Source organism: Epilithonimonas tenax DSM 16811 (assembly GCF_000428485.1).
In the GTDB taxonomy this organism is placed as follows: domain Bacteria; phylum Bacteroidota; class Bacteroidia; order Flavobacteriales; family Weeksellaceae; genus Epilithonimonas; species Epilithonimonas tenax.
The window spans coordinates 1-23,747 of the sequence record NZ_AUAA01000024.1 but is presented as its reverse complement, the minus strand read 5'-3'; the positions used below and the strand labels follow the sequence as shown (position 1 = coordinate 23,747).

Sequence of the window (23,747 nt, the reverse complement as noted above, 5' to 3'; positions counted from 1 at the left end):
ACAATATTGGAAGGGAAAACTAGAATTTTCACCAGATTTAAAGAGATGTAAAAACCTCTTTTCGCGTAAAGGAAGTGTAAAAATAGAATATTAAAATCTATATTTCTTAGTAAATTAAGAAAATCCAAACAAAAACAGTAAATTTGCACCACATTTTTAGACGAAATATAATTAATTAAAGCACTCAATACGGAGTGCAACACAAAACAATTTATGAGTATACCTCAAGCAATTACAGAAACGATTATTCTTGCAGACGGCAGAGAAATCACAATTGAAACAGGAAAATTGGCAAAACAGGCTGATGGATCTGTAGTAGTAAAAATTGGCGGAACTATGCTTTTAGCAACTGTTGTAGCCAGCAAAGAAGCAAAAGATGGTGTAGATTTCTTACCATTGACAGTAGATTACAGAGAAAAATTCTACGCAGGTGGAAAAATCCCTGGAAACTTTTTCAGAAGAGAAGCCAGACCATCGGATCAGGAAATCCTGACAATGCGTTTGGTAGACAGAGTTCTAAGGCCATTATTCCCAGAAGATTTCCACGCAGAAGTTCAAGTGATGATCTCATTAATTTCTTACGACGGACAATCTATTCCTGATGATCTTGCGGGTCTTGCAGCTTCAGCAGCAATTGCGATTACAGATATTCCTTTCAACGGACCAATGTCTGAAGTAAGAGTTGTAAGAATTGATGGTAAATTAGCGGTAAACCCTAATTATGCAGATCTTAAATTGGCTGACCTGGATATTATGGTGGGCGCAACTAAAGATTCTATCGTAATGGTGGAAGGTGAAATGAAAGAAATTTCTGAAGCTGAAATGCTTGAAGCAATTCAGTTCGCTCACCAAGAAATCAAAAAACAAGTGGAAGCTCAGGAAAGATTAGCCGAAAAAGTAGGCAAATCTTTACCAAAAAGAGAATACAGCCACGAGAATCACGACGAAGCCATCCGCGAAAAAGTTTGGAAAGAAACTTACGATAAAGTATATGAAGTAGCAAAATCACCTTCTAGCAAAGAAGAAAGAGGAGAAAAATTCAAAGCGGTACGCGAAGAATTTTTAGCTCAATATGTTGATAATGCTGAAGAATTGGAAAGAGTAACACCTTTCGTAAAAGTATATTACCACGACGTAGAAAAAGAAGCGATGCGTCAAATGATCTTGAACGAAAAAATTCGTCTTGATGGTCGTAACCCAGAAACCATTCGCCCAATCTGGAGCGAAATTGATTATTTACCAGGAGCGCACGGTTCTGCAATTTTCACAAGAGGTGAAACTCAATCTTTAACTGCTGTAACTCTTGGTTCAGTGAAAGATGCGAATATGGTAGACAGCGTAATGGTAAACTATGACGAGAGATTCTTCCTACACTATAACTTCCCTCCATTCTCAACAGGTGAAGCAAGACCTTTGAGAGGAACTTCAAGAAGAGAAGTGGGGCACGGAAACTTAGCTCAGAGAGCTTTGGCAAATATGATCCCAGAAGAAAATCCTTACACCATCCGTATCGTTTCTGATATCTTAGAATCCAACGGTTCATCTTCTATGGCAACTGTTTGTGCAGGAACTTTAGCATTGATGGATGCGGGTGTTCAAATCAAAAAACCAGTTTCTGGTATCGCAATGGGGTTGGTAACGGACGTGAAATCAGGAAAATTCACAGTGCTTTCTGACATCTTAGGGGACGAAGATCACTTGGGAGATATGGACTTCAAAGTAACCGGAACTGCAGACGGAATCACCGCTTGCCAGATGGATATCAAAATCCAAGGATTGTCTATGGATATTATGGAAAAAGCGCTTCTACAAGCTAGAGACGGAAGATTGCATATTCTTGATAAATTGAATGAAACGATTTCTGCTCCAAGAGAAGACGTGAAACCTCACGCTCCGAAAATGGTAATGCTAGAAATTTCTAAAGATTTCATCGGTGCGGTTATCGGACCTGGTGGAAAAATCATTCAGCAGATGCAGAAAGACACGGATACAGTTATCGCAATTGAAGAAGTTGGCGAAATCGGTAGAATCGAAATTTCTGGGGTTAGTAGAGAGAAAATCAATGAAGCGATTGCAAGAATCAACGAAATTACTTTCGTACCAACTATCGGTGAAGTTTACCAAGGTAGAGTAGTGAAAGTGATGGACTTTGGTGCGTTTGTAGCGATTGCTAAAGGTACTGAAGGTTTACTTCACATCTCAGAAATAGAGTGGGCTCGTCTTGATAAAGTTCCTTACAACGAAGGCGACCAAGTTGAGGTGAAATTTATGGGTTATGATGACCGTAAAAAAATGAAACTTTCTAGAAAAGTTTTGTTGCCAAGACCAGAAAGACCAGCTCCTAAACCGAGAAATGAAGGAAGCGTAAATCCTGAAGGTAAAGACCAGCCAGGAGAACACAAGCCTTTGAACGAAGCATAAGATTAAATCTTAATCATACAAATCCTCCGAGTTTTCGGGGGATTTTTTTTAGCAATATGATTTCAAATTTAATTGAATTTCAGCAGCGTGGCTAAAATTGAAAAAGATGCATCACAATCTTTAAACTTTCAGATAATAAAAGATTTTAAAATAATTGCAGAAACAGATTCTATGGAAAAAAAATATTCTGATATGATTAAAGAGAGGAATGTTTTGTTTAAAGGAGTTGCAAGGCTTCCCAGTATTGTTTTCCTTCCTCGGTTTCGTACGGGATCCACGCGTTTTCCTTCAGGGTTTCCGGCGAAATTTCCAATCGGAAACGGTTGGCGACTTTCATCCCTCTGTCGTACAACGTGGCGCCCGGCGCTCTAGAACCGTGGTGCATCACCAGCATTGTCTTTCCTGTAATTTTGCGCAGGTGATATTATTTTGGTTATTTTTGAGAAAATTTAAAAATAATGCTATTTGAACAATTAGAAAAATCAGCAGACGACATTCAGTTTAATGACGTTATTGCTTTTATTGATGCACATTACGATTTTACACCTACGAAATTTACGAACGGAAACACGGCTAATGAAGCTAACCAGAATAATGGTTCCTGCAAGGTTTTCAGTTTTGCGCAATTGAATGATCTGTCGAAAGAAGAAACTTTGGCCTTGTTTGGAGACTTTTACAGGATTGATGTTTTGCAGAATCCTGACGGGGATGATCATCAGAATATCAGAAACTTTATCAAGTTTGGTTGGGCTGGGATATCATTTGAAGGGCGGGCTTTGAGTCGGAAAAAAATTAAATTATCAGATAATCAGTAGGTTAAGAAAAGCAAGACGTAATTATTCGAATATGAATTTTTAAACAATATTTTATATATAACTTAGTTTTCTATTGACTTTGATAATTATATGTTAAAATCGTTTTGTTTTGGTCTGTCTGTTTTCTGTTGTTGTATAACGGCAGCGCAAAATAATTTGACGTTTTCCAATGATTTTTTCAGCGGAATCAATTCTGCACCGTGGGCGCCTACACAGCCATTTCTGAGCTCAAATCCTTGGGATGTCAATCTGGTTGCGGCAGATCTTTTTATCGAGAATGACTATGCGTACATCGCAAAGCAAAGCCTGCTGGGATTGGCCAATACAACAATAGAAGTCGCCAATCCTAAGGGAAATAACACAAGTGTAAAGACGGCCAATGTCCTGGATTTTTATAATAAAGACAAAGCCACATTTTTTGTAGCTTCTGATATTTTGGGACCTTCGTTTTCTATGACTGCCAACATCAGGGAAAAGAAATACGTGTTGGGGCTTTTCACCCGATTGAGAACCCAGAGTTCTTTTCTGGATTTTGATAATTATCTCCGTTATGGTAATGCAAGGGTTTTTCAGCCTTCGGATTACAAAATGAAACCCTTCTCTACCAATCTTATGAACTGGAATGAAATAGGGCTGAATGCCTCTACTACCATCTTCCCTTATTCTGAAAAACAATGGATTCTTGGATTTAATCTGAAATATGAAATTGGTTTGGACGCCGCAAATATCGCCAATCTTAATGATATTGACCTAACTGCAACGCAGCCTTCTGTCGGAGAAAATCCAGATCTTAAGAATATCTATGCTTCCAATTATAACCTACACGCCAGTTATACCACGAATTACAACTTCGAAACGAAATCTTATGAATACAAACAGAATGGTTCCGGTTTGGGTTTGGATCTTGGGATTGCAATGGTGGATAGAGATCCTCGGGAAGAGGAATACAATTATAAATTCTCTTTTAATTTACTGGATCTTGGTTTTGTCAATTTCAAACAAGGCATCAATCATGTTTTCAACAACGGAAATAGCATTTGGCTGCAAAATAATCCGAATCTGGAAAACCGAAAATTTGAAAGTCCGGAGCAATATCTGAAAATATTAAGTCAGGAAGCGTACGGCGATGAGAACCGGTCTTTTGCGGGCTATGGTTTCAAAATAGGTTTGCCAACAAGTGTCAATATCAACTACAGCCAGCGAGTGAAAGAACATCATTTCGTGAATGTGAACTGGGTCCAAAGGGTTCCGGTTTTTGAAAATTCTTTGAAACGGAACAATCTTCTCAATGTGAACTATTCTATCCAGAAAGAAGCTTTCGGGTACGGGATTTCTACCACTCTGTCAGAATTTCAAAATCTTCAGTTTGGTGGCTATTTGAGACTTGGGCCTTTGATTATTGGAAGCGAAAATGCCTTACCTCTCTTATTCAAACACGATCAGCTTCACGCTGCCAATCTTTATGTTGCGCTCAAGTTCTATCCATTTTGGGACAATGCTTTCAAACGCCACAGAAGGCAGGACTGTGATTGTGAGAAGTAAAATAAGTTCGATTAATAGCCGTGAAGGTCTATGTCGCCTGTTCGCTGCAAAGTCACTTTTTTGCCCATTTTCTTTTGGATCACTCGGAAATGCTGAAGCTCATCGTGGGTCAAAATACTAATGGCTGTTCCTTTTTCGCCGGCACGCCCTGTTCTACCAATTCTGTGGATGTAGTCCAACGGCGAACGCGGCAATTCATAATTGATAACACAAGGAAGATCATCGATGTGGATTCCACGACCTATCAGGTCTGTTGCAACCAAAATCTGAGCACCGTTGACTTTGAATTCTTCCAAATTATTTCTACGGGCACCTTGCGATTTTTGGCTGTGGATGGCAACGGCTTTGATTTTGTTTTTCTTCAGTTTTTCAACCAGATTGTCTGCAGATCGGGTAGAGGAAACGAATATCAGGGCTTTTCCAACCTTCTTTTCTTTGATCAAATAACGTAAAAAAGGCCCTTTGCTTTCGGGAGAAACGTGATAGGCGATTTGCTCGATATCATCTATTGCGACGTCTTCTTTTTTGATTTCAATCAAAGTTGGATTGATGGAAAGGCGTTGCTTCATTTCAGACACTTTATCGTCCAAAGTAGCAGAGAACAAAGTCGTTTGTTTCATCACAGGCATCAGGCCAAACAGTTGATTCATCTCTTCGCCAAAGCCCATCTGAAACATTTTATCCGCCTCATCTACTACCAGATGCTGGATTCCGGAGATGCTCAAAGCATTGTGATCGATCAGATCCAAGAGACGGCCAGGCGTGGCAATCAGAACTTCTACCCCAAACATGCCCTTCATTTGCGGATTAATGGAAACACCTCCATAAACAGCCATTGTCCGGATCTCACGCTTCAGATGGTCTGTAAACGCCCGGAAAACTTCATCAATCTGAATGGCCAGTTCTCTGGTTGGAACCAAGATTAGAACCTCTATATTACGGTCTTTTTTGACTTCTGCATTCTGCATTTTTTCCAAAATAGGCATGACGAAACAAGCTGTTTTTCCGGAACCAGTTTGGGCAATTCCCATCAGATCTTTTCCCTCCAAAATCACAGGTATCGCTTTTTCCTGAATTGGAAATGGCTTGAGATAACCTAGTTTTTTGACAGAACTGATAATATTGCTTGATAATCCCAGAGATTCGAATGACATATAATACTTATTTGGTGCAAAGATAAGGTATTGATCTCGTTTTTTATGGTCTTTTTAGAAGGAAGATCTTTTTGAATTTTGCCCGAATGACAGTTTCCTCATCTCTAAAATTAATGAAGTATTGCGCCTGCCAAAGCTTGGTTTTAACTGCCTGTTTTTGATCTGGGAAATGCCAGTCTGCGTAGATCCTGAAACCTCGTTTCCCTGTTTTTGATGGTGCGGATATCAGGTTTTCTTTTGCTAAGATCACTTTTGGAAAGATGAAAAATCCAGAATCATCATTTTCTTCGATTGAAATAATGTAGTAGTCAAAATCATCATTCCGGTCAAAAGGAATGGTTTTGCCGTCGCAACATCTCTTCCAAAAGCTAACAAATTGCCCCATTTTCTTAGGGGTCAGTTTTGACTTTCTGAATTTGATTTTGGTTTGATTAATGATGAAATTAAAACCAAAATAGTCCTTACATTCGGTCTCAGCAAAGATATCTGAGATTTTTAAATCTAAAGGATTGAAAACCGAATCGTTAATTTTTTTGATTTCTTTGATCATCTGTCTTTTTGTTTTAATAAAAAAACTTTGTCAAAGCCGGAGCTCTGACAAAGTTTGTATTTAGAAAGATTTAAAAATTACTTCACAATTTTCATCTCATTAAGAAGCCATTTGGAGTCTGCATATTTATCGATCACAAACAAGATATATTTGGTATCTACCATAATATTTCTACACAATTTTGGGTCATAGTTGATGTCACTCATCGTGCCTTCCCACTGTCTGTCGAAGTTGAGGCCTATGAGGTTTCCGTATGCATCCAGAGCCGGACTTCCGGAGTTGCCGCCAGTTGTATGGTTGGTTGCTGTGAAGTTGACAGGGACGTCCCCGGTTTTATCTTTGTACACGCCGTAATCTTTGGAATTATAAAGACTGATAAGTTTTTTAGGCAGATCAAACTCATAATCTCCAGGCACATACTTTTCCATCACACCAGCAAGGTGTGTCTGGTAACCGTAAGAAACGGCATCTCTGGGGTCAGAACCTTTCACCTGTCCGTAAGCCACACGAAGGGTAGAGTTGGCATCCGGGAAGAATTTTCGGTCTTTGTCGGTTTGCATCTGTTGTGCCATAAATTTCTTTTGCAGCGCGTCTATGTCCGTTTGCAGGGCAGTGACTTTGGCATCAGTGGTAGTCATGTAAGAATTTTTGAAAGAACCGTACATCTGCACCAAAGGGTCATTTTTCAGATTCTCGACCAGTACTTTTTGATCCTCGAAGAATTTGGTAAGGTCAGTTGCTTTTGTTCCTTTCATATCGCCTCTACCGGTAATGATGGACATTTTTGAAATAGTCTCGAAAACGCTCAGGTTTTTGCTAGCATTAGCCAGTTGATCAAAATCTTTTGGTAAAAACTGGGCTGGTGTTTTGTTGGCATACAGTGCAAGCACTTTGGCTGTTACTTTGGCGTCCAATTCTGGATCATAGTCTTTGTAAAGATCTGTCAGCCTAGCTTTCAGAGCAGCCAGATTCTTGCCGTCCATTTTTCCTGCTTCGTAACTTTGGATATAATTGGTATAGATCCCGGCCAGTGTAAATGTTTCAGAATTTCTTACAATTTCAGAATAGTAGGCTTTGTGAAGGTTGTAAGGTGCCTGCTCATTATACTTTTGATTTAGCAGATCGATCGTAGGTTTGATTGCTGGATTTTTCGAGATCAAAGTCTGCTCGTACTGTTTCTTTTTCTCAACAGCATTGGATTTTTTAAGACCTTCCACTTCGCCGATCCATTTTTTCCAATAGTTGGCGACTCTTGCATATTTGGAGGCGTACTGGATTTTGGTTGCCGCATTGGTTCTCATTTTTTCGTCCAGTGTTTTCAAAGCCACTTCACGTACGGCGATCATTGCTGGATCGGTTTCTGTCATGATTTTTTCCACTGCAATTGCCGGGAGATACTCCGTTGTCCTTCCAGGGAAACCAAAAACGAAAGTGAAATCATCCTCTTTCTTATCTTTTACAGATATTGGGAGGAAATGCTTCGGTGTGTACGGGATATTGTCTTTGGAATATTCTGCAGGCTTGTTGTTCTTATCCGCGTATATTCTGAACATAGAGAAATCTCCCGTATGTCTTGGCCATACCCAGTTGTCTGTATCAGAACCATATTTTCCGATGGCAGAAGGCGGTGCACCCACCAGACGGATATCTTTGAAAGTCTCAATCACGTAAGCATAAAACTTGTTCCCGTAATACATAGATCTTACCGAGATGGTCTGGTAAGACTCTGTTTTCTGAGTTTTTTTATAAGCCTCGATATTTTCATTGGTTTTCTTGGTAAGATCTGTACCAGTCAGGTTTTCTGTGCCAGCAAGGATTTGGGAAGTCACTTCTTTGATGTCCGTGATGAAGTCAACTGTTACGCCAGGATTCGGTAATTCACCTGTCATATCTTTTGCCCAAAAACCATTGGTCAACAGATCATTTTCTACCGTTGAGTGGGCTTGTATGTTGTCGTACCCACAGTGGTGATTGGTCAGGAGCAGTCCTTTTGGGGAAATCACTTCGGCCGTACATCCGCCGTCAAACTGCACGACCGCATCTTTGATACTCGCTTTGTTGGGGTCGAAGATGTCTTTTGCGGAAATTTTCATTCCCAGACTTTTCATTTCTTTTTCATTAAGTTCCGTCGGGATCCACATACCGCCGTACTGTTGGCCAAAAGCCATGACAGCCGGAAGAAACAGGGCTGATAGAAGAATTTTTCTTTTCATAAGTAGATTCTGTTATTTTTTTCAAAGGTCTGATGCGATCGCTCAGAGTTCATCGGTGTAGCAATTGACACGCGATGGCGATTTCATTATATCAATTTATAAAACGTGACGAATTTAAAGAAAATTTTCTGAACGATAGTGATGAAATAGTGAGAGATTCGATTGATTGAACAATCACGATAGGATGTGCACTTATGAATGATCAAGGCACATCTGCCACTTCGTCAGGTGATCCTACCATTTTGATAGCTTGACCTGGCATTTTCATAGGTTAAGCTAGCTTTAAACCAGATTGAGCTCTATGGATATAAAGACAAGGTCCCGAAAATTGATCTCGTGACGTTCTGGTTTTATCTTGATTACAGATTTTCTGGAGAAGTGTTTTTCACATTCAGTCTGTCTTCTACATATTCTATCGTTGTTTTGCCGTGCGGTTTCGGATTTCCGTCCTCGTCCAATGCTACAAAAACCAGCCTTTCAATGGTGATAATCTTTTGATGCGTCATTTTGTTTCGGACTTCGCAACGTAATGTCAGAGAGGATCTTCCAAATTCTACAGCTTCGATGCCGATCTCAATAATATCGCCTTGTTTAGCTGAACTTACAAAATTGATTTCCGAAATATATTTGGTCACCGTTCTCGAGTTTTCTAACTGGATGATCGCGTATAGCGCTGCCTCTTCATCGATCCATTGCAACAGTCTTCCTCCAAAAAGGGAATGATTGGGGTTGAGATCTTCGGGTTTTATCCATTTTCTGGTATGGTAATTCATCATAACGCTCTGCCATTTTAATTGACTGCAAAGGTAAAATTTACAATGTGATTTTGCACATCTACAGCATAGAAAAAGTAAATCACTCAATTAATTTTTAGAAATATAAGCTCAAATTCTTTGGTTGGATTTTTGATTCCCCATATTCTTAGTATTTTTGTAAAAATTTTTAGAAATGTCAAAAGTTAAAATAGGTACAGTTCAGATGTCTTGCGTGGCAGACAAGCAGGAGAACCTGAACAAAGCCATTGAGAAAATAAAAGAAGCTGCAGCAAAAGGCGCACAGATGATCTGTTTACAGGAACTTTTCACCTCCTTATATTTCTGCGATGTAGAAGATTATGACAACTTTGATTTAGCAGAACCTATTCCTGGGCCTTCTACAGACGCTTTGTCGCCAATTGCTAAGGAGTTGGGTGTTGTTATCATTGCTTCATTATTCGAGAAGAGAGCACAAGGGCTTTATCACAATACAACTGCAGTGATAGATGCAGACGGAGCTTACTTGGGTAAATACCGTAAAATGCATATTCCAGATGACCCTGCCTTTTACGAGAAATTCTATTTCACGCCAGGCGATTTGGGTTACAAGGTTTTTCCTACAAAATTCGGTAAAGTGGGTGTGTTGATCTGTTGGGATCAGTGGTATCCAGAAGCGTCAAGAATCACCGCTTTGATGGGAGCAGATATTATGTTTTATCCAACAGCAATTGGCTGGGACACGACTCAGGACGAAGAAACCAATCAGGATCAGTATAATGCTTGGCAAACCATTCAACGCTCTCACTCTGTAGCGAATGGACTTCCAGTGGTTTCCGTGAATAGAGTAGGCTATGAGCAAGATGGTGCGATGAAATTTTGGGGCGGCAGTTTTGTGACCAATGCTCAAGGAAAATTATTGTATCTCGCTTCTCACGATCAGGAAGAAGTAATTGTGACCGAAGTTGATCTGGCACAAACAGATTACATGAGAAAACACTGGCCATTCCTGAGAGACAGAAGGATAGAAACTTATTCGCCGATTACAAAACGTTTTATTGATGAGGATTAATGATTATAGATAAAGATTTTAATCCGTTAGAAAACGGATACACTTTCCCCGCAGAGTGGGAAGAGCATGAAGCAACCTGGCTTTCCTGGCCTCATAAGGAAGAATCCTGGCCGGAAAGAATCGATTTGATCTATCCTGCTTACGCCAAATTCATTGCTGAATTGACGAAAGGTGAGTTTGTCTGCATCAACGTAAAAGATCAGGAAATGAAGGCTTTCGCAATGGAACATATCTCAAAAGAAGGCGCAGATATTTCTAAAATCGAATTCTATTTTCACGAAACCAACGATGCGTGGTGCAGAGATCACGGTCCCGCTTTTTTAATCAATAAAAATGGACAAGAACCGCAGAAAATCATTCTCGATTGGGGCTTTAATGCTTGGGGTGGCAAATATCCACCTTTTGAACTGGATGATGTGATACCTACCAAAATTGCAGAAGAAAAGGGAATTCCTGTGCTTTATCCAGGCATCATTATGGAAGGTGGTTCCGTAGAATTCAATGGTGCAGGAACAGTGTTGACCTCGAAATCTTGCTTGCTAAATGCAAACAGAAATCCACATCTTTCACAAGAAGAAGTGGAAGAGTTTTTGAAAAAATATTACGGACAAAAACAGGTGCTTTGGGTAGATGACGGTATTGTGGGAGATGATACAGATGGACACGTGGACGACACGATCCGTTTTGTCAATGAAGACACCATTCTGACAGTGATAGAAGATCACAAAGAAGATGACAACTATGAGATCCTGCAGACCAACCTTCGCCAATTAAAAGAAATGAAATTGCTGGACGGAAGACCGCTCAATATCATAGAGTTGCCAATGCCAGATCCTGTTTATTGCGACGGACAAAGATTGCCAGCATCTTACGCCAATTTCTATATCGCCAACAAATCCGTCATTGTTCCGATTTATAACTGCGAAAAAGATCAGCTTGCCTTGGATATCATCCAGAAATGTTTCCCGGAAAGGAAAGTCGTGGGCATAGATTCTACCGATATGATCTGGGGTTTGGGAAGTTTCCATTGTCTCAGCCAGCAAGAACCTTTGGTTTAAAATAAAGATCCGCAACAGCGGATTTTTTTAATAGATTCAATTAAAATAATGAACGACATACAGTCTACAGATCAGGTCCGGAAGTTTCTTCCTTTCATTTTAGGAACTGCCATTTTTATGCAGATGCTGGACTCTACGATCCTGAATACATCCTTGCCATCCATCGCCAGAGATCTGCAGGAGTCGCCGTTGGATATGCAGAACGCCATCATCAGTTATGTTTTGACATTGGCTTTGTTTATGCCAGTGAGTGGTTTTTTGGCAGATCAATTTGGAACAAAGAAAATTTTTATTCTTTCCTTGGTTGTTTTTTCTTTGGGATCTCTGTTCTGTTCATTATCTCAAGACCTTACACAATTGGTTGTTTCCAGAGTAGTTCAGGGGATTGGAGGAAGCCTGATGACACCTGTCGGGAAACTTGCGCTCATCAAATCTTTTAAAAAAAATGAACTGCTGAAAGCCATGAATTTTGCCATTATTCCTGCATTGATTGGTCCGGTAATGGGACCTTTGGTCGGCGGTTATATGGTGGATTATTTGACTTGGCACTGGATCTTTTTGATTAATATACCGATTGGGATTCTGGGGATCGTGCTTAGTTTAAAGTATATGCCGAATTACAAATCACCCGTGATCGATTTTGACCTGAAAGGTTTCCTCATCTTCGCAATGGCTTCTTTATTACTTTCAGTTTCTTTAGAATTGCTAGGGAATGCACAAAACCTCACACCGGTTTTATTGGTTTTAGTTTTGGGATTTTTGATGCTTTACTTTTATTACAAACATGCCAAAACAGACAATAATCCCATCTTTCCGCTCAATCTTTTCCAGGTGCGGACGTTCCGCGTTGGGATTTTGGGAAATCTCGCTACAAGATTGGGAATCAGTTCTATTCCGCTTTTGGTACCATTGATGATTCAGATTGCGTACGGCCAGTCTGCGCTCACTTCGGGTTGGATCGTGGCACCGATGGCTTTGACTTCGATGTTTGGGAAATCTGCCGTTATTGGGATCTTGCACCAATTTGGTTACCGCAAAACATTGATGATCAACACCTTTGTGATTGGTGTTTTAATATGTTGTCTGGCAATTCCCAATGTTCAAAGCTCGATCTATTGGTATGTACCGATTTTGTTGATCTTGGGATTTTTCAATTCCATCCAGTTTACCTCGATGAATACCATTTCGATTGCAGATCTGCGACCGTATCAAAACAGTAGCGGCAATTCTTTGGTTTCTGTCAATCAGCAGTTTGCGGTAGGATTTGGGATTGCATTTGGTTTGATCGTTTTGAAACTGTTTGAAGGCGACACCACTTTCATAAAAAACGAGGTCCACAACGCTTTCCGGTACACCTTTTTAATTGTAGGATGCTTGACCATCCTTTCCGGTTTCGTTTTCCGACGGCTCAATTTCCGGGATGGCGAGAATATGAAATCGGTTTAAAATTGATATGATTTCGCTTCGTCGATCCTAAAGGTTTGGGCAACTTAATCCGTCTTCCACTCCCAAACCTAACGGAGTGGTTCGACGAAGTCAATCTTTTTTGCAGACGATGTCAGTTAAAATATAACCCAAGTACCAGCAAAAAAGGATTTACGTTCTAGCCGGGTTGCGGGTTTTCAGATTAAAAAGACGATTTGACAAATTAGGAAATTTTCCCTACTTTTAATTACAAATTCCACTAAAAATGGCTAAAAACAAAACCACTGAAAACGATCTTTCGGTAGAAAATTATATCAATAATGTCACTGACAAAAAACGCCGCGAAGATGTCCAAAAATTAGTGGAAATCTTTGAAGAAACATCTGGATTTCCTCCTAAACTGTGGGGCGAAGCCATCATAGGATTTGGAAGTTATCATTACAATTATGAAAGCGGGCACCAAGGCGACGCACCGGTGGTTGGACTTTCCAATCGTGCTGCCCAGATTTCGCTTTACGTTTATCAGGACCAAGATGATCAGGAAAATCTGTTTTCGCAATTGGGAAAAGTTAAAACAGCGAAAGCCTGTATCTACATCAAAAAACTGGAAGATGTGAACATCAATATATTGAAAAAAGTCATCACAAACTCCATCAAAACCATTCAAAATATTTACGGATAAATGGATTTTACAAACTTACTTTCTTCGGAAGTTCAACGCTTCATCAATCAAAATTTGGATAAGGATATCAATACATTGTTGCTTAGGAAATCACCGTTTCCAGCTGTTACGGTTCAGGAAATTGTTCAGCAGATCAAAGGCAGAAAAGTAGCCCAGAGAAAATTTCCGTTTTTATTAAAAGACCACATTGTTTTTCCGCCAAACCTCAATCTGGAACAGGCATCATCACAATCTACAGCCGATTACAAGGCGGAAGCGCTGATGGGAAAATCCTTCCTCGACTTAACTTCAGGTTTTGGGGTTGATGCTTATTTTCTGTCTCAAAATTTTGAAGAAGTCACTTTGGTAGAGCAGAATCCGGAATTGATAAAAATCGTCGAACACAACTGGGGGATTTTAAATAGAAAAGCAAAATTCATCAATCAAAACCTTGAAACTTTTCTTGAAAATCTTCCGGAAAATCAGACTGACCGTTTTACGAAGTTTGATGTCGTTTATCTGGATCCGGCAAGACGGGATCAGCATAACAAAAAGAAATTCCTGCTCGAAGATCTCTCGCCAAATCTTTTGGAAATTGAGGGGAAACTTCATTCTATTTCAGATATGATCATAGTGAAACTCTCACCTTTGATTGATATTTGTTATCTGGTTTCGGAACTTCGACATATGAATGAAATTAAAATCATCGCAGTCAGAAATGAAGTGAAAGAGTTGGTTTTAATGATGGAGAATAAAGGAAAAAGAGAAAAGAGTAAAGACACGACAATTACTTGTGTCAATTTGGAATCTGGCGAACCAGAATTTTCTTTTGATATTAATGAAGAGAAAAATGCCACATCAGAATTCTCGGAAACTCTGAAATTCCTTTATATTCCAAACAATTCCATTTTAAAAGCAGGCGCATTCAATCGCATAGCAGAAAAATATGGATTGAAGAAACTGCATCCAAATACCCATTTTTATACTTCGGAAAACAAAATAGAGAACTTTCCCGGAAGAATTTTACAAGTTGAAAAAATTGACGGGAAAGATTTGAAAAAGAATGATCAGTTCAATATCATTTCCAAAAATTATCCTTTGAAACCTGACGAAATCAAGAAAAAATACAAGCTCAAAGACGGCGGCAACCACTATCTTATTTTGACCCAAAGTATCAGCGGAAAAGAGATTCTGCGAAGTCTGTGATATAATGTGTTGATTAACAAAATTTTAAATACATGTTAATTAATCAACCTTATTTTTAAAAATAATTAAATGAGCGTCCATCTTACCATAAAAATTCACTACATTTGCACGCGTAAAAAATAGATATGCAAAATATTAGAAATATAGCGATTATCGCACACGTTGACCACGGTAAAACAACTTTGGTGGACAAAATTATCCACGCCACAAACATCTTCCGTGAAAATCAGGAGAGTGGTGATTTGATCATGGATAACAACGATCTTGAAAGAGAAAGAGGGATTACCATTTTGTCAAAAAATATCTCTGTTACTTATAAAGACGTGAAAATCAACGTAATCGATACACCTGGTCACGCCGATTTTGGTGGTGAGGTAGAAAGGGTATTGAAAATGGCTGATGGTGTTGTTTTGTTGGTGGATGCCTTCGAAGGACCAATGCCACAGACAAGATTCGTACTTCAGAAAGCTTTGGAACTAGGATTGAGACCTTTGGTGGTTATCAATAAAGTAGATAAGCCCAACTGTCGTCCGGAAGAAGTTCACGATAAGGTATTTGATCTTTTCTTCGCACTGGATGCTACTGAAGAGCAGTTGGATTTTCCAACTTTCTACGGTTCATCCAAACAAGGATGGTTCAACACTTCATTAGAGGAAACTGAAAATATCTTCCCATTGTTGGACGGTATTCTACAGTATGTTCCGGAACCGAAAGTGGAAGAAGGTAACCTTCAGATGCAGATTGTTTCTCTTGATTTTTCTTCTTTCTTAGGAAGAATTGCGATTGGGAAAGTGATCCGAGGTGAGATCAAAGAATCTCAGTGGATCGGTTTGGCGCAAGCTGACGGAAAAATCTTGAAAGGAAAAGTAAAAGAACTTTACGTGTTTGAAGGTCTTGGGAAGAAAAAAGTAGCTGAAGTGAAAGCCGGAGATATCTGCGCTGTCGTAGGTTTTGATGCTTTCCAGATTGGAGATTCTTTCGTAGATCTTGAAAATCCAGAGCCATTGCCAAGAACATCGATTGATGAGCCAACGTTGAATATGACGTTCTCTATCAACAATTCACCTTTCTTTGGTAAAGATGGAAAATATGTGACTTCCAATCACCTGAAAGAAAGACTTTACAAAGAATTAGAGAAAAACTTAGCACTAAGAGTTGAACAAACTGGTGATGCAAATACTTTCTTGGTATTCGGTAGAGGTATTCTTCACTTGTCTGTTTTGATAGAAACGATGAGAAGAGAAGGATACGAGATGACCATTGGTCAGCCACAGGTGATCCTGAGAGAAATCGACGGAGAAAAATGTGAGCCTTACGAATCATTGGTTGTTGACGTTCCTGAAGAATTTGCTTCTAGAGTGATCGATTTGGCAACTCAGAGAAAAGGAGATCTTCACATTATGGAAACTAAAGGTGAGATGCAGCATATGGAATTCGAAATTCCTTCAAGAGGTTTGATCGGATTGCGTTCTCAAATGTTGACTGCTACAGCTGGTGAAGCTATTATGGCGCACCGTTTCACAGAATACAAACCTTTCAAAGGAGCAATTCCTGGAAGAAGTAATGGTGTTTTGGTAAGTAAAAGTCAAGGTCCAGCGACTGAATATTCTATCGCAAAACTGCAAGATAGAGGTAAGTTCTATGTTGATCCGGGCGAGGAGATCTACGCAGGGATGATCATTGGTGAGCAAAACAAACCAGGCGATCTTGTTATCAATATTGTTGAAGCAAAACAATTGAATAACATCCGTGCTGCAGGTAAGGATAAAGATGGTGGCGTAGCGCCAAAAATCTTGTTCTCTCTAGAAGAATGTATGGAATATATCCAGTCTGATGAAGCAATCGAGGTCACTCCAAACTTCATCCGTATGAGAAAGAAAGTGCTTTCTGAAGAAGAAAGAAGAAGAATAGAAAGAGGCGCCAAGTCTTAATCTTATTTCTTATAAATAAATGAAGCTCCGAAGTAATTCGGGGCTTTTTTGATTTTAATTTTCTAATTTAGCATTATCAAGTTACATAAAGATGACCATTACTAAAGAAAAACTCCAAAAGCAGATTGATACATTTCCAGATGAGATCAGCATTGATGAAGTCATTGAGCGGTTGATCATGATTGAAAAGATTGAGACCAGAATTCAGGAATCAGAAAACAATCAAACCGTTTCAGAAGATGATCTTAAAAATGAAATGCAGGAATGGTTCAAATAAAATGGTTGAAATCTGCCAACACCGATTTGAAAGAAATCTATGATTTTATCAGTTTAGATTCTAAAAGATATGCAAAACATCAAGTTGAAAAGATTTAAAGTAAAACCGAGATTTTAAAAACAGGAACTATCATTGGAAAAAAGGTTTCTGAAATAGATGATGAAAAAGTAAGAGAAATATTTGAAGGGAATTATAGAATTATTTATCGTATTATTTCAGAAGATGAAATTCATATTCTCTTAGTCCATCACGGTGCAAAAGATTTGATAAAAAGAATAAAATAAAAGTAATAGCGTTTTGATTATAAATTAAGTCCCAATTTTAGGGGCTTTTTTATTATATTCCGTTTTCAAATTTCAAAACCATATTTAGATATCATTTTATGAAGCATAAACGCCTTTTGCAATTCTTTTGGTTGATGTTTATTTCTGTTGTCATATACAATTGTTCTCCTCAGAAGAAACAAACGACCAAAATCAAAACACCACCCTCCAAACCTGTTATCAAATCCGTTCCAACCCAAGCAAAAGTTGAAGACAACTTCCGGGTAGATTTACCAACCATTAAAAGAGAGTTCCGTGGTGCGTGGATCGCGTCGGTTGCCAATATCAACTGGCCTTCGAAAACGACTTTGACATCGGATCAGCAAAAAGCAGAAGCTGTCCAAATGCTGGATATGCTTCAGCATAACAATTTCAATGCGGTTATTTTACAGGTGAGACCTTCCGGTGATGCGCTTTATAAAAGTGATAACGAGCCTTGGTCTTACTTTCTGACAGGCGAGATCGGAAAAGCACCTTTCCCATATTACGATCCTCTGGAATTTTGGATATCAGAAGCACACAAACGCGGAATAGAACTGCACATTTGGCTCAATCCTTACAGAGCACACCATTCTAATGGCGGAAAAGTGACGTCGGCCTCTTTGGCCAACAAATTCTCGGATGTGACTTACAGATTGAGAAATGGGATGTACTGGTTTGATCCTGCGAGCCAAGTGATTCAGGATCACCTATCAAAAGTGGTTCTGGATCTGGTGAAGCGATATGACATCGATGGTGTTCATTTTGATGATTACTTTTATCCTTATGCCTCTTACAACGGCGGTGCAGATTTTCCGGATTCCAAAACGTGGAGTGCTTATAAAAATGCTGGTGGAAATCTTTCTAGAGCAGATTGGAGAAGAGATAATGTCAACCGTTTTGTAGAAAGGATCTATCGCGACATTAAAACTGAAAAGAACGAGGTGAAATTTGGGATCAGCCCGTTTGGAATCTGGAAACCGGATTATCCCACTGGTATCAAAGGATCTTCCCAATATGATGAACTGTACGCAGACGCAAAACTGTGGCTCAACAAAGGTTGGGTGGATTATTTCGCACCGCAGCTCTACTGGCCGATCAATTCTACTGGTCAGAGTTTTCCAAAACTCTTGGAATGGTGGAAATCCGAAAATCACTTTAACCGGCATCTCTGGCCTGGTCTCAATACGGTCGAAATAAAATCTTCTGATAGGCCGAATGAAATAACCAATCAAATCGAAGTAAGCAGACAAATCCTGAAGGATGATAATGGCGTCATCCATTGGAGTATTGCAGGACTTACTAAAAATGGGACTATGCAGACGACATTGAAAACGAGAGTGTACCAGGACAAAGTTCTGATTCCCAGAAGTCCGTGGCTGAAACCGGATAAAGCACTTTCTCAACCTAAGTTAAACCTGAAAAGTAACGGAAGTCATCTCTCTGCGAGTTGGACTCTGCCAAATCAAGAAGAAGCTTTCCAGTGGGTTTTGTTCACAAAATATGGGGATGAGTGGCAGACTCAGATTTTGAATTCTAATATTAAGAATCTGGACATCATCAAGTTTTATAATGGAACAAAACTCAATACGCTTGCCATCAAAGCCATTGACAGATTAGGAAACGAAACCGACTACCGGGCAGAGAAAGTGAAATAATGACCGGTGAAAGTTTTAATTTATTTAACCTTTAATGTGAATTTTGAAGCACTTTTTATTTCTAAATTTGATGAAAACTAAATGATGAATTTCACGTTCAAAATTACCTGTACAGACGAGAAAGGTCTGGTTTACAGAATCTCCGAAGTTCTTTTGGAAAACGGGCTCAATATCATCAAAAATGATGAATTTGTGGACAGCGAAAAGTCTCTCTTCTTTATGAGAACCGAAGTGGCCGGAATTGCCGATCCTCAGAAAGTAATCGCCCAGCTACAAGATCAATTGGGTGACTGCGAGATTGAATTAAGTAATGATAGACCAAAAGATGTCATTGTATTTGTAACGAAGGAGCATCATTGTTTATCAGATTTACTGATCAGAAACCAATTCAAAGATCTTAATTTTAATATTCTCGCCGTTGTTGGGAATTATGAAAATCTAAGGGATTTGACAGAGAAATTTGATATTCCGTTCCATTATATGGCTGCCGAAAACATCACGAGAGACGCGCACGAAAATCAAATCAAGGAAACGCTCAAGAATTATGAATTTGATTATTTGGTTTTGGCTAAGTTTATGAGAATTCTAACGCCTGAATTTATTAAGGATTTTAAAGGGAAAATCATCAATATCCACCATTCGTTTTTACCGGCTTTTATTGGCGCCAATCCTTACAAACAGGCTTTCGAAAGAGGCGTGAAGATCATCGGTGCAACGGCGCATTTCGTAACCAATGATCTGGATGAAGGTCCGATTATTTATCAGGATATCATCAAAGTCACGCATTCCAAAACAGCAAAAGATCTAGCAAAATTAGGAAGAGATGTCGAGAAAAATGTTTTGGCAAATGCTTTGAAACTGATCTTTGAAGACAAGGTTTTTATTGATGGAAATAAGACGATTATTTTTGAGTAATTGATCTTTCACGCTTAATTTTTAAAGTATATTGTATCACATTTTTATATGACCTTGATTGATTTTGGTCTAAAGAAATGATTTCAAATTTGTGAATTATACTTGTTGGTTATCAAGTTTGAAATATTGCGTTTTATCAAATTTGGTGACCTTTAATTAAAAATAATCTTTGCTCTTAGCTGCTGTAGATGTTGATGCTTCTTTGCGAAAAATATATTATTTTTAATGAAAATAAAACTGATATGTCAATCAACAGACGAGACTGGCTGAAAACCGCTTTGCTTGGAAGTGCAGCGGTCACACTTTCTCCACTTGAATTTTTAGCGAAAAGCACCCCGAACTTTACCGAACTAAGAAATGATGACAAAACCATCCGACTTTGTTTCAATGAGAATCCGTTTGGCGTTTCTCCCAAAGCTTTGGAAGCGATGCAGAAAAGTCTCAGCCTTTCCTCGATGTACGATTTTAAATTTGCGGATACTTTGAGCGGGAAACTTGGTGAAAAACACAACTTAAAACAAGAGAATCTTTTGGTTTCCGCAGGCTCCTCTTTTCTTTTAGAATTAATGATCAAATATGTTTCGCTGGAAAAAGGCCATTTCATCATTCCTGATCCGTCTTTCACGATCTTCGAACCGATTGGCGAATTTTTGGGAATGTCAAAAACCGTTGTCCCTTTGAATGAACAGAAGCGAATTGACCTGAACAAAATGAAAAGCTCGATCAAAAAAGATACAAAACTCATCTACATCTGCAATCCGAATAATCCAACCGGAGATTTGCTTTCAAGAAATGAAATTGAAAGTTTTATTAAAACTGTTCCGGAAAACATCACGATTTTGGTTGATGAAGCTTACATCGAATTTACCAATCAGAAATCTTTGAGCGATTTGGTGAATACTTATAATAATTTGGTTGTAACGAGAACATTTTCCAAACTTTACGGATTTGCCGGCGCAAGATTGGGTTACGCGATTGGAAATCCTAAATTAATCCAAGAACTTAAGAAACTTCAAAGTTGGAGTGGTGCGGAAATCAGCATAGTTACAATGGCTGGCGCAATTGCGGCGATGGAAGATCAGGAATTTATTTCCAAAGTTTTGGATACCAATCAAAAAGTGAAAGACTTCACAATGTCTCAATTCCGGAAAAGAGGAATTACAACCATTCCGTCTTCTGCCAATTTCGTTTATTTTTCTTTGGAAAATTACAAGGACAATTATTTTAAAAAGTTGAAAGATGCAAAGATTCTTGGCGGAAAAACCTATGAGCAAAAAGGAAAATGGACGAGAATCAGTTTGGGTACAATGGAGGAAATGAAGGTGTATTTTGGGGCGATTTCTTAAATTAAATAATATGACTGACAATCAAATAGTTTTAGAAAAGTTAAAAATATTCAGAGATTCAAATAAATTTTCAGATTCTGCTTGGCAAGAACGGGGATTAAATCCTTCTGCAACTGAAATGAGCAATAGACTTGAAAAGTTGTTTGACGAATGTACTGACGATTTAATTGAAGCCGTTAATAAAAGTTTTAGCCCCAAACAACTTAAAATTAGTTTAAAAATAAAGCTTGAAAATATCAATAGTTCAGATTACGATACGGAAGAGCGTGAGTTTATATGCGACTATTTTAATCAACTGTCAAATATTGTTTCTTTTGACTTCAAAGAGAATTTAAATCATTGGCTTTATGGATATTTTCTTAATACTTTATTGAAGGTGTCTTCTTTTTTTAAAGGAAAAAATAAAGAAATACTTTCTCAAGAATGTACAAAATGTGGTTTAAAACTGGAGACTTTTATTACAAAACAACAAATTGGAATTCCTGATTATTCCTGGAAAATAATACAATGTGACAATTGTAAGGAATTTAATTTACTTTCAACTGGACCAGACATCAAAGAGCTACGTTATGGTCATTATAAATTAATAGAACAATTACCAAAAACTGAATGGAACGAAGAAGAAGCTGCAATAAGGCTTAATCAAATTAAACTTTTTAGAAAAGATTGATCACGCCATAATATTACTAAACTCTTTCCTATACTGCGACGGACTTTTCTGCATATGTTCTTTGAAAGTTTTATTAAAATAACTGAAGTTGTTGAAACCGCTGTCTATACAGATTTCTGAAATACTCAAGGGTTGCTCCGCCAAAAGTTTTAGCGAATGCGTGATGCGATATTCGTTTACGAACTGCGTAAAAGTTTTATTCGATATTTTTTTGAAATATCTGCAAAATGAAGGAACCGTCATTGTTGCCAAACCTGCCACTTCTTCCAAACTAATCTGTTCTTTAAAATGATCCTTCACGTGGTTGAATATCAGGTTGATACGGTCATTGTCTTCTTTCTGCGTCTGCAGATAATATGTCCCGGCATTCAGGATTTTAAAGTCGCTCGTATGAGTCATATGATCCAAAATATCGATCAATTTTATCAGTTTGTCAAGTGATGTGGCTTTTTTTAAAGCTTCGATTTTACGCTGGATGGTTTTTTTTACATTTTTGCCAAATACAATTCCGCTTTTTGCAGTTTCCAGCATCGCCAATATTTTCTGCATTTCCGGAGCTTGCCAAATATCGGCTCCAAGAAAATCCTGCGAAAACTGAATCACGACTTCGTAATCGTTATTGGTATTTTCATTCGTCATTCCGCAATGTGGTAGGTTGCTGCCAATCAGGATCAGATCACCATCTGAGAAGTACGAAATATGACTTCCAATTTGTCTCTTTCCAGATCCACCACAGACAAAAATAATCTCGATCTCGGGATGATAATGCCAGACGTGCGATTTGATGTTCTCATTTTTAGAAAAATGAAGACAGGTAAAACTACTGCCAATATTGGGTTTTATCGCTTCGAAAGAAGGATTGTGATGTTTCATCAAGCAAAAATACAACAATTAAAATACATTTGTTTCATATTGTCTGTGATGGTAATAGTAATATTTGATTAATGTTAATATAGCACCTGTTTTTGAAAATCGTATGGTAACAATTTTTCAATATCCAGCTTAAATTTGTAGTAATAATAATTAATAAATTTTCTGTTATGAATCAATTAATGAAATTAAGTTTACTTGTAGGATTGATGTTTTTTTCTGCAGGCGTAATGGGAAGAGATAAGGATTTTTCAGTTTCGATAGGAGAGGTAAAACAAAAGACCATTCGTTTTGGTGTTTCCAATGCAAGAAACGTATCACTTTATATCTATAATGGAGACAAAGGTGAAGTTTTTTCGGATAAGATCATCAACCTGGACAGCGTCGAAAAGTCTTATAATATGAGCGATATGGCTTCTGGAACTTACTATCTGGTGGCTGAATCTGATTCTAAAATTGAAAAATACAAAATCACGGTCGACGAAAAGCAAGTGCTCATAGATCATTCGCCGATTTCTGCTATTACAAAACCAGAATACACGATCAACAAAAATATCGTAAAGCTAAAAATGAGCGATGTTACTGGCAATGTAAAGGTTTCTATTTCAGATACTGCGAACAATACTTATTATAATAACCCGTAGTGCATTATAAAAAAGGTTACTCATAATACGAAAATTTCGTATATTGTATTGACTATCAATCTAATACGTTATGAATAACCTAGATGCAATTTACGATTTTATTTTAAAGGAATTAAGAAAATTAACCATCAAAGAAAATTTTTATTTCAAACCAATTAAACCAAAATTATCTGATTTAGAGCTCATTGCAATAAATATTTCTGCGGAATATTTATCGATAGATTCAGAATATCAGTTGTTTAGATACCTCTCTAATTCAAAACTA

At 38.3% G+C, this 23,747-nt stretch carries 21 protein-coding genes and 2 pseudogenes; 17 read left to right on the top strand and 6 right to left on the bottom strand.

What is annotated here, in order from left to right; translation table 11 throughout:
- The first annotated feature begins 213 nt into the window (after positions 1-213).
- Entirely contained in the window at positions 214-2,421 is a 2,208-nt protein-coding gene (locus F564_RS0111745; RefSeq protein ID WP_028122821.1) for a polyribonucleotide nucleotidyltransferase, read from the top strand.
- A 220-nt stretch (positions 2,422-2,641) separates the two neighbouring features.
- On the opposite strand, the pseudogene F564_RS20260 reads toward F564_RS0111745, so the two are convergent.
- A pseudogene (locus F564_RS20260) lies at positions 2,642-2,839 on the bottom strand (RtcB family protein); the annotation flags it as partial.
- Between the two features lie 40 nt (positions 2,840-2,879).
- On the opposite strand from F564_RS20260, the gene F564_RS0111735 reads away from it, so the two are divergent.
- Entirely contained in the window at positions 2,880-3,236 is a 357-nt protein-coding gene (locus F564_RS0111735) for a HopJ type III effector protein (protein WP_028122820.1), read from the top strand.
- Positions 3,237-3,392: 156 nt separating this feature from the next.
- Positions 3,393-4,778 carry a hypothetical protein gene (locus F564_RS0111730; protein ID WP_154656860.1) on the top strand — a complete coding sequence of 462 codons (1,386 nt, stop codon included), beginning with the start codon at positions 3,393-3,395 and terminating at the stop codon, positions 4,776-4,778.
- An 11-nt stretch (positions 4,779-4,789) separates the two neighbouring features.
- On the opposite strand, the gene F564_RS0111725 is transcribed toward F564_RS0111730, so the two are convergent.
- From F564_RS0111725 to F564_RS0111710, 4 genes are all read right to left on the bottom strand, one after another.
- Positions 4,790-5,932 carry a DEAD/DEAH box helicase gene (locus F564_RS0111725; protein WP_028122818.1) on the bottom strand — a complete coding sequence of 381 codons (1,143 nt, stop codon included), beginning with the start codon at positions 5,930-5,932 and terminating at the stop codon, positions 4,790-4,792.
- A gap of 43 nt (positions 5,933-5,975) precedes the next feature.
- Complete coding sequence (locus tag F564_RS19180) at positions 5,976-6,482, bottom strand: MepB family protein (RefSeq protein WP_034981462.1); 507 nt, start codon at positions 6,480-6,482, stop codon at positions 5,976-5,978.
- Between the two features lie 77 nt (positions 6,483-6,559).
- Positions 6,560-8,695, bottom strand: a complete 2,136-nt coding sequence (locus tag F564_RS0111715) for a S46 family peptidase (protein ID WP_028122817.1) — start codon at positions 8,693-8,695, stop codon at positions 6,560-6,562.
- Positions 8,696-9,054: 359 nt separating this feature from the next.
- Entirely contained in the window at positions 9,055-9,468 is a 414-nt protein-coding gene (locus F564_RS0111710) for an acyl-CoA thioesterase (protein WP_034981460.1), read from the bottom strand.
- Positions 9,469-9,643: 175 nt separating this feature from the next.
- Here F564_RS0111710 and F564_RS0111705 point away from each other — a divergent pair, with 175 nt between their 5' ends.
- The 12 genes from F564_RS0111705 to F564_RS0111650 all read left to right on the top strand — a co-directional run bounded on the left by F564_RS0111705 (position 9,644) and on the right by F564_RS0111650 (position 21,968).
- Positions 9,644-10,519: a carbon-nitrogen hydrolase gene (locus F564_RS0111705; protein WP_028122815.1), complete on the top strand. Its 876-nt coding sequence runs from the start codon at positions 9,644-9,646 to the stop codon at positions 10,517-10,519.
- A complete protein-coding gene (locus F564_RS0111700; RefSeq protein WP_034981457.1) occupies positions 10,519-11,577 on the top strand; it encodes an agmatine deiminase family protein in 1,059 nt (352 codons plus the stop codon). Before F564_RS0111705 ends, F564_RS0111700 begins: the two co-directional genes overlap by 1 nt.
- A 48-nt stretch (positions 11,578-11,625) precedes the next feature.
- Positions 11,626-13,023, top strand: coding sequence for an MFS transporter (locus F564_RS0111695; RefSeq protein ID WP_028122813.1), 1,398 nt, complete (start codon positions 11,626-11,628; stop codon positions 13,021-13,023).
- A gap of 244 nt (positions 13,024-13,267) precedes the next feature.
- Positions 13,268-13,684 (top strand): DUF1801 domain-containing protein, encoded by a 417-nt coding sequence (locus F564_RS0111690; RefSeq protein ID WP_028122812.1) that lies wholly within the window; start codon positions 13,268-13,270, stop codon positions 13,682-13,684.
- Complete coding sequence (locus F564_RS0111685) at positions 13,685-14,869, top strand: class I SAM-dependent methyltransferase (RefSeq protein WP_028122811.1); 1,185 nt, start codon at positions 13,685-13,687, stop codon at positions 14,867-14,869.
- Between the two features lie 125 nt (positions 14,870-14,994).
- Positions 14,995-16,800, top strand: a complete 1,806-nt coding sequence (typA, locus tag F564_RS0111680; protein WP_028122810.1) for a translational GTPase TypA — start codon at positions 14,995-14,997, stop codon at positions 16,798-16,800.
- Between the two features lie 91 nt (positions 16,801-16,891).
- On the top strand, positions 16,892-17,077 hold the full coding sequence (locus tag F564_RS0111675) for a hypothetical protein (RefSeq protein WP_028122809.1): 186 nt from the start codon (positions 16,892-16,894) through the stop codon (positions 17,075-17,077).
- 110 nt (positions 17,078-17,187) lie between these two features.
- The gene (locus F564_RS21215; protein ID WP_084406812.1) at positions 17,188-17,361 is read left to right on the top strand and encodes a type II toxin-antitoxin system RelE/ParE family toxin; all 174 of its coding nucleotides are present in this window, start codon (positions 17,188-17,190) and stop codon (positions 17,359-17,361) included.
- 98 nt (positions 17,362-17,459) lie between these two features.
- A complete protein-coding gene (locus tag F564_RS0111665; RefSeq protein WP_034981454.1) occupies positions 17,460-19,037 on the top strand; it encodes a glycoside hydrolase family 10 protein in 1,578 nt (525 codons plus the stop codon).
- Positions 19,038-19,118: 81 nt separating this feature from the next.
- Positions 19,119-19,952: a formyltetrahydrofolate deformylase gene (gene purU / locus F564_RS0111660; protein WP_228373898.1), complete on the top strand. Its 834-nt coding sequence runs from the start codon at positions 19,119-19,121 to the stop codon at positions 19,950-19,952.
- 242 nt (positions 19,953-20,194) lie between these two features.
- Positions 20,195-21,298: a pyridoxal phosphate-dependent aminotransferase gene (locus F564_RS0111655; protein ID WP_028122806.1), complete on the top strand. Its 1,104-nt coding sequence runs from the start codon at positions 20,195-20,197 to the stop codon at positions 21,296-21,298.
- A 10-nt stretch (positions 21,299-21,308) separates the two neighbouring features.
- Entirely contained in the window at positions 21,309-21,968 is a 660-nt protein-coding gene (locus F564_RS0111650) for a DUF4844 domain-containing protein (RefSeq protein ID WP_028122805.1), read from the top strand.
- On the opposite strand, the gene F564_RS0111645 is transcribed toward F564_RS0111650, so the two are convergent.
- On the bottom strand, positions 21,969-22,841 hold the full coding sequence (locus F564_RS0111645) for an AraC family transcriptional regulator (RefSeq protein ID WP_028122804.1): 873 nt from the start codon (positions 22,839-22,841) through the stop codon (positions 21,969-21,971).
- A gap of 179 nt (positions 22,842-23,020) precedes the next feature.
- Between F564_RS0111645 and F564_RS0111640 the strand changes: the two genes are divergently transcribed.
- Together F564_RS0111640 and F564_RS19175 are read left to right on the top strand one after the other, a co-directional pair.
- Positions 23,021-23,482 carry a hypothetical protein gene (locus tag F564_RS0111640; protein ID WP_154656859.1) on the top strand — a complete coding sequence of 154 codons (462 nt, stop codon included), beginning with the start codon at positions 23,021-23,023 and terminating at the stop codon, positions 23,480-23,482.
- A gap of 70 nt (positions 23,483-23,552) precedes the next feature.
- Positions 23,553-23,747: pseudogene (locus F564_RS19175) on the top strand (IS982 family transposase); the annotation flags it as partial.

What these genes read in the sequence shown, in the direction of transcription:
- F564_RS0111745 (WP_028122821.1), top strand. Translation starts at nt 214, where the DNA reads ATGAGTATACCTCAAGCAATTACAGAAACGATTATTCTTGCAGACGGC.
- F564_RS0111735 (WP_028122820.1), top strand. Translation starts at nt 2,880, where the DNA reads ATGCTATTTGAACAATTAGAAAAATCAGCAGACGACATTCAGTTTAAT.
- F564_RS0111725 (WP_028122818.1), bottom strand. Translation starts at nt 5,932, where the DNA reads ATGTCATTCGAATCTCTGGGATTATCAAGCAATATTATCAGTTCTGTC.
- F564_RS19180 (WP_034981462.1), bottom strand. Translation starts at nt 6,482, where the DNA reads ATGATCAAAGAAATCAAAAAAATTAACGATTCGGTTTTCAATCCTTTA.
- F564_RS0111715 (WP_028122817.1), bottom strand. Translation starts at nt 8,695, where the DNA reads ATGAAAAGAAAAATTCTTCTATCAGCCCTGTTTCTTCCGGCTGTCATG.
- F564_RS0111710 (WP_034981460.1), bottom strand. Translation starts at nt 9,468, where the DNA reads ATGAATTACCATACCAGAAAATGGATAAAACCCGAAGATCTCAACCCC.
- F564_RS0111705 (WP_028122815.1), top strand. Translation starts at nt 9,644, where the DNA reads ATGTCAAAAGTTAAAATAGGTACAGTTCAGATGTCTTGCGTGGCAGAC.
- F564_RS0111700 (WP_034981457.1), top strand. Translation starts at nt 10,519, where the DNA reads ATGATTATAGATAAAGATTTTAATCCGTTAGAAAACGGATACACTTTC.
- F564_RS0111695 (WP_028122813.1), top strand. Translation starts at nt 11,626, where the DNA reads ATGAACGACATACAGTCTACAGATCAGGTCCGGAAGTTTCTTCCTTTC.
- F564_RS0111690 (WP_028122812.1), top strand. Translation starts at nt 13,268, where the DNA reads ATGGCTAAAAACAAAACCACTGAAAACGATCTTTCGGTAGAAAATTAT.
- F564_RS0111685 (WP_028122811.1), top strand. Translation starts at nt 13,685, where the DNA reads ATGGATTTTACAAACTTACTTTCTTCGGAAGTTCAACGCTTCATCAAT.
- typA (WP_028122810.1), top strand. Translation starts at nt 14,995, where the DNA reads ATGCAAAATATTAGAAATATAGCGATTATCGCACACGTTGACCACGGT.
- F564_RS0111675 (WP_028122809.1), top strand. Translation starts at nt 16,892, where the DNA reads ATGACCATTACTAAAGAAAAACTCCAAAAGCAGATTGATACATTTCCA.
- F564_RS0111665 (WP_034981454.1), top strand. Translation starts at nt 17,460, where the DNA reads ATGAAGCATAAACGCCTTTTGCAATTCTTTTGGTTGATGTTTATTTCT.
- purU (WP_228373898.1), top strand. Translation starts at nt 19,119, where the DNA reads ATGATGAATTTCACGTTCAAAATTACCTGTACAGACGAGAAAGGTCTG.
- F564_RS0111655 (WP_028122806.1), top strand. Translation starts at nt 20,195, where the DNA reads ATGTCAATCAACAGACGAGACTGGCTGAAAACCGCTTTGCTTGGAAGT.
- F564_RS0111650 (WP_028122805.1), top strand. Translation starts at nt 21,309, where the DNA reads ATGACTGACAATCAAATAGTTTTAGAAAAGTTAAAAATATTCAGAGAT.
- F564_RS0111645 (WP_028122804.1), bottom strand. Translation starts at nt 22,841, where the DNA reads ATGAAACATCACAATCCTTCTTTCGAAGCGATAAAACCCAATATTGGC.
- F564_RS0111640 (WP_154656859.1), top strand. Translation starts at nt 23,021, where the DNA reads ATGAAATTAAGTTTACTTGTAGGATTGATGTTTTTTTCTGCAGGCGTA.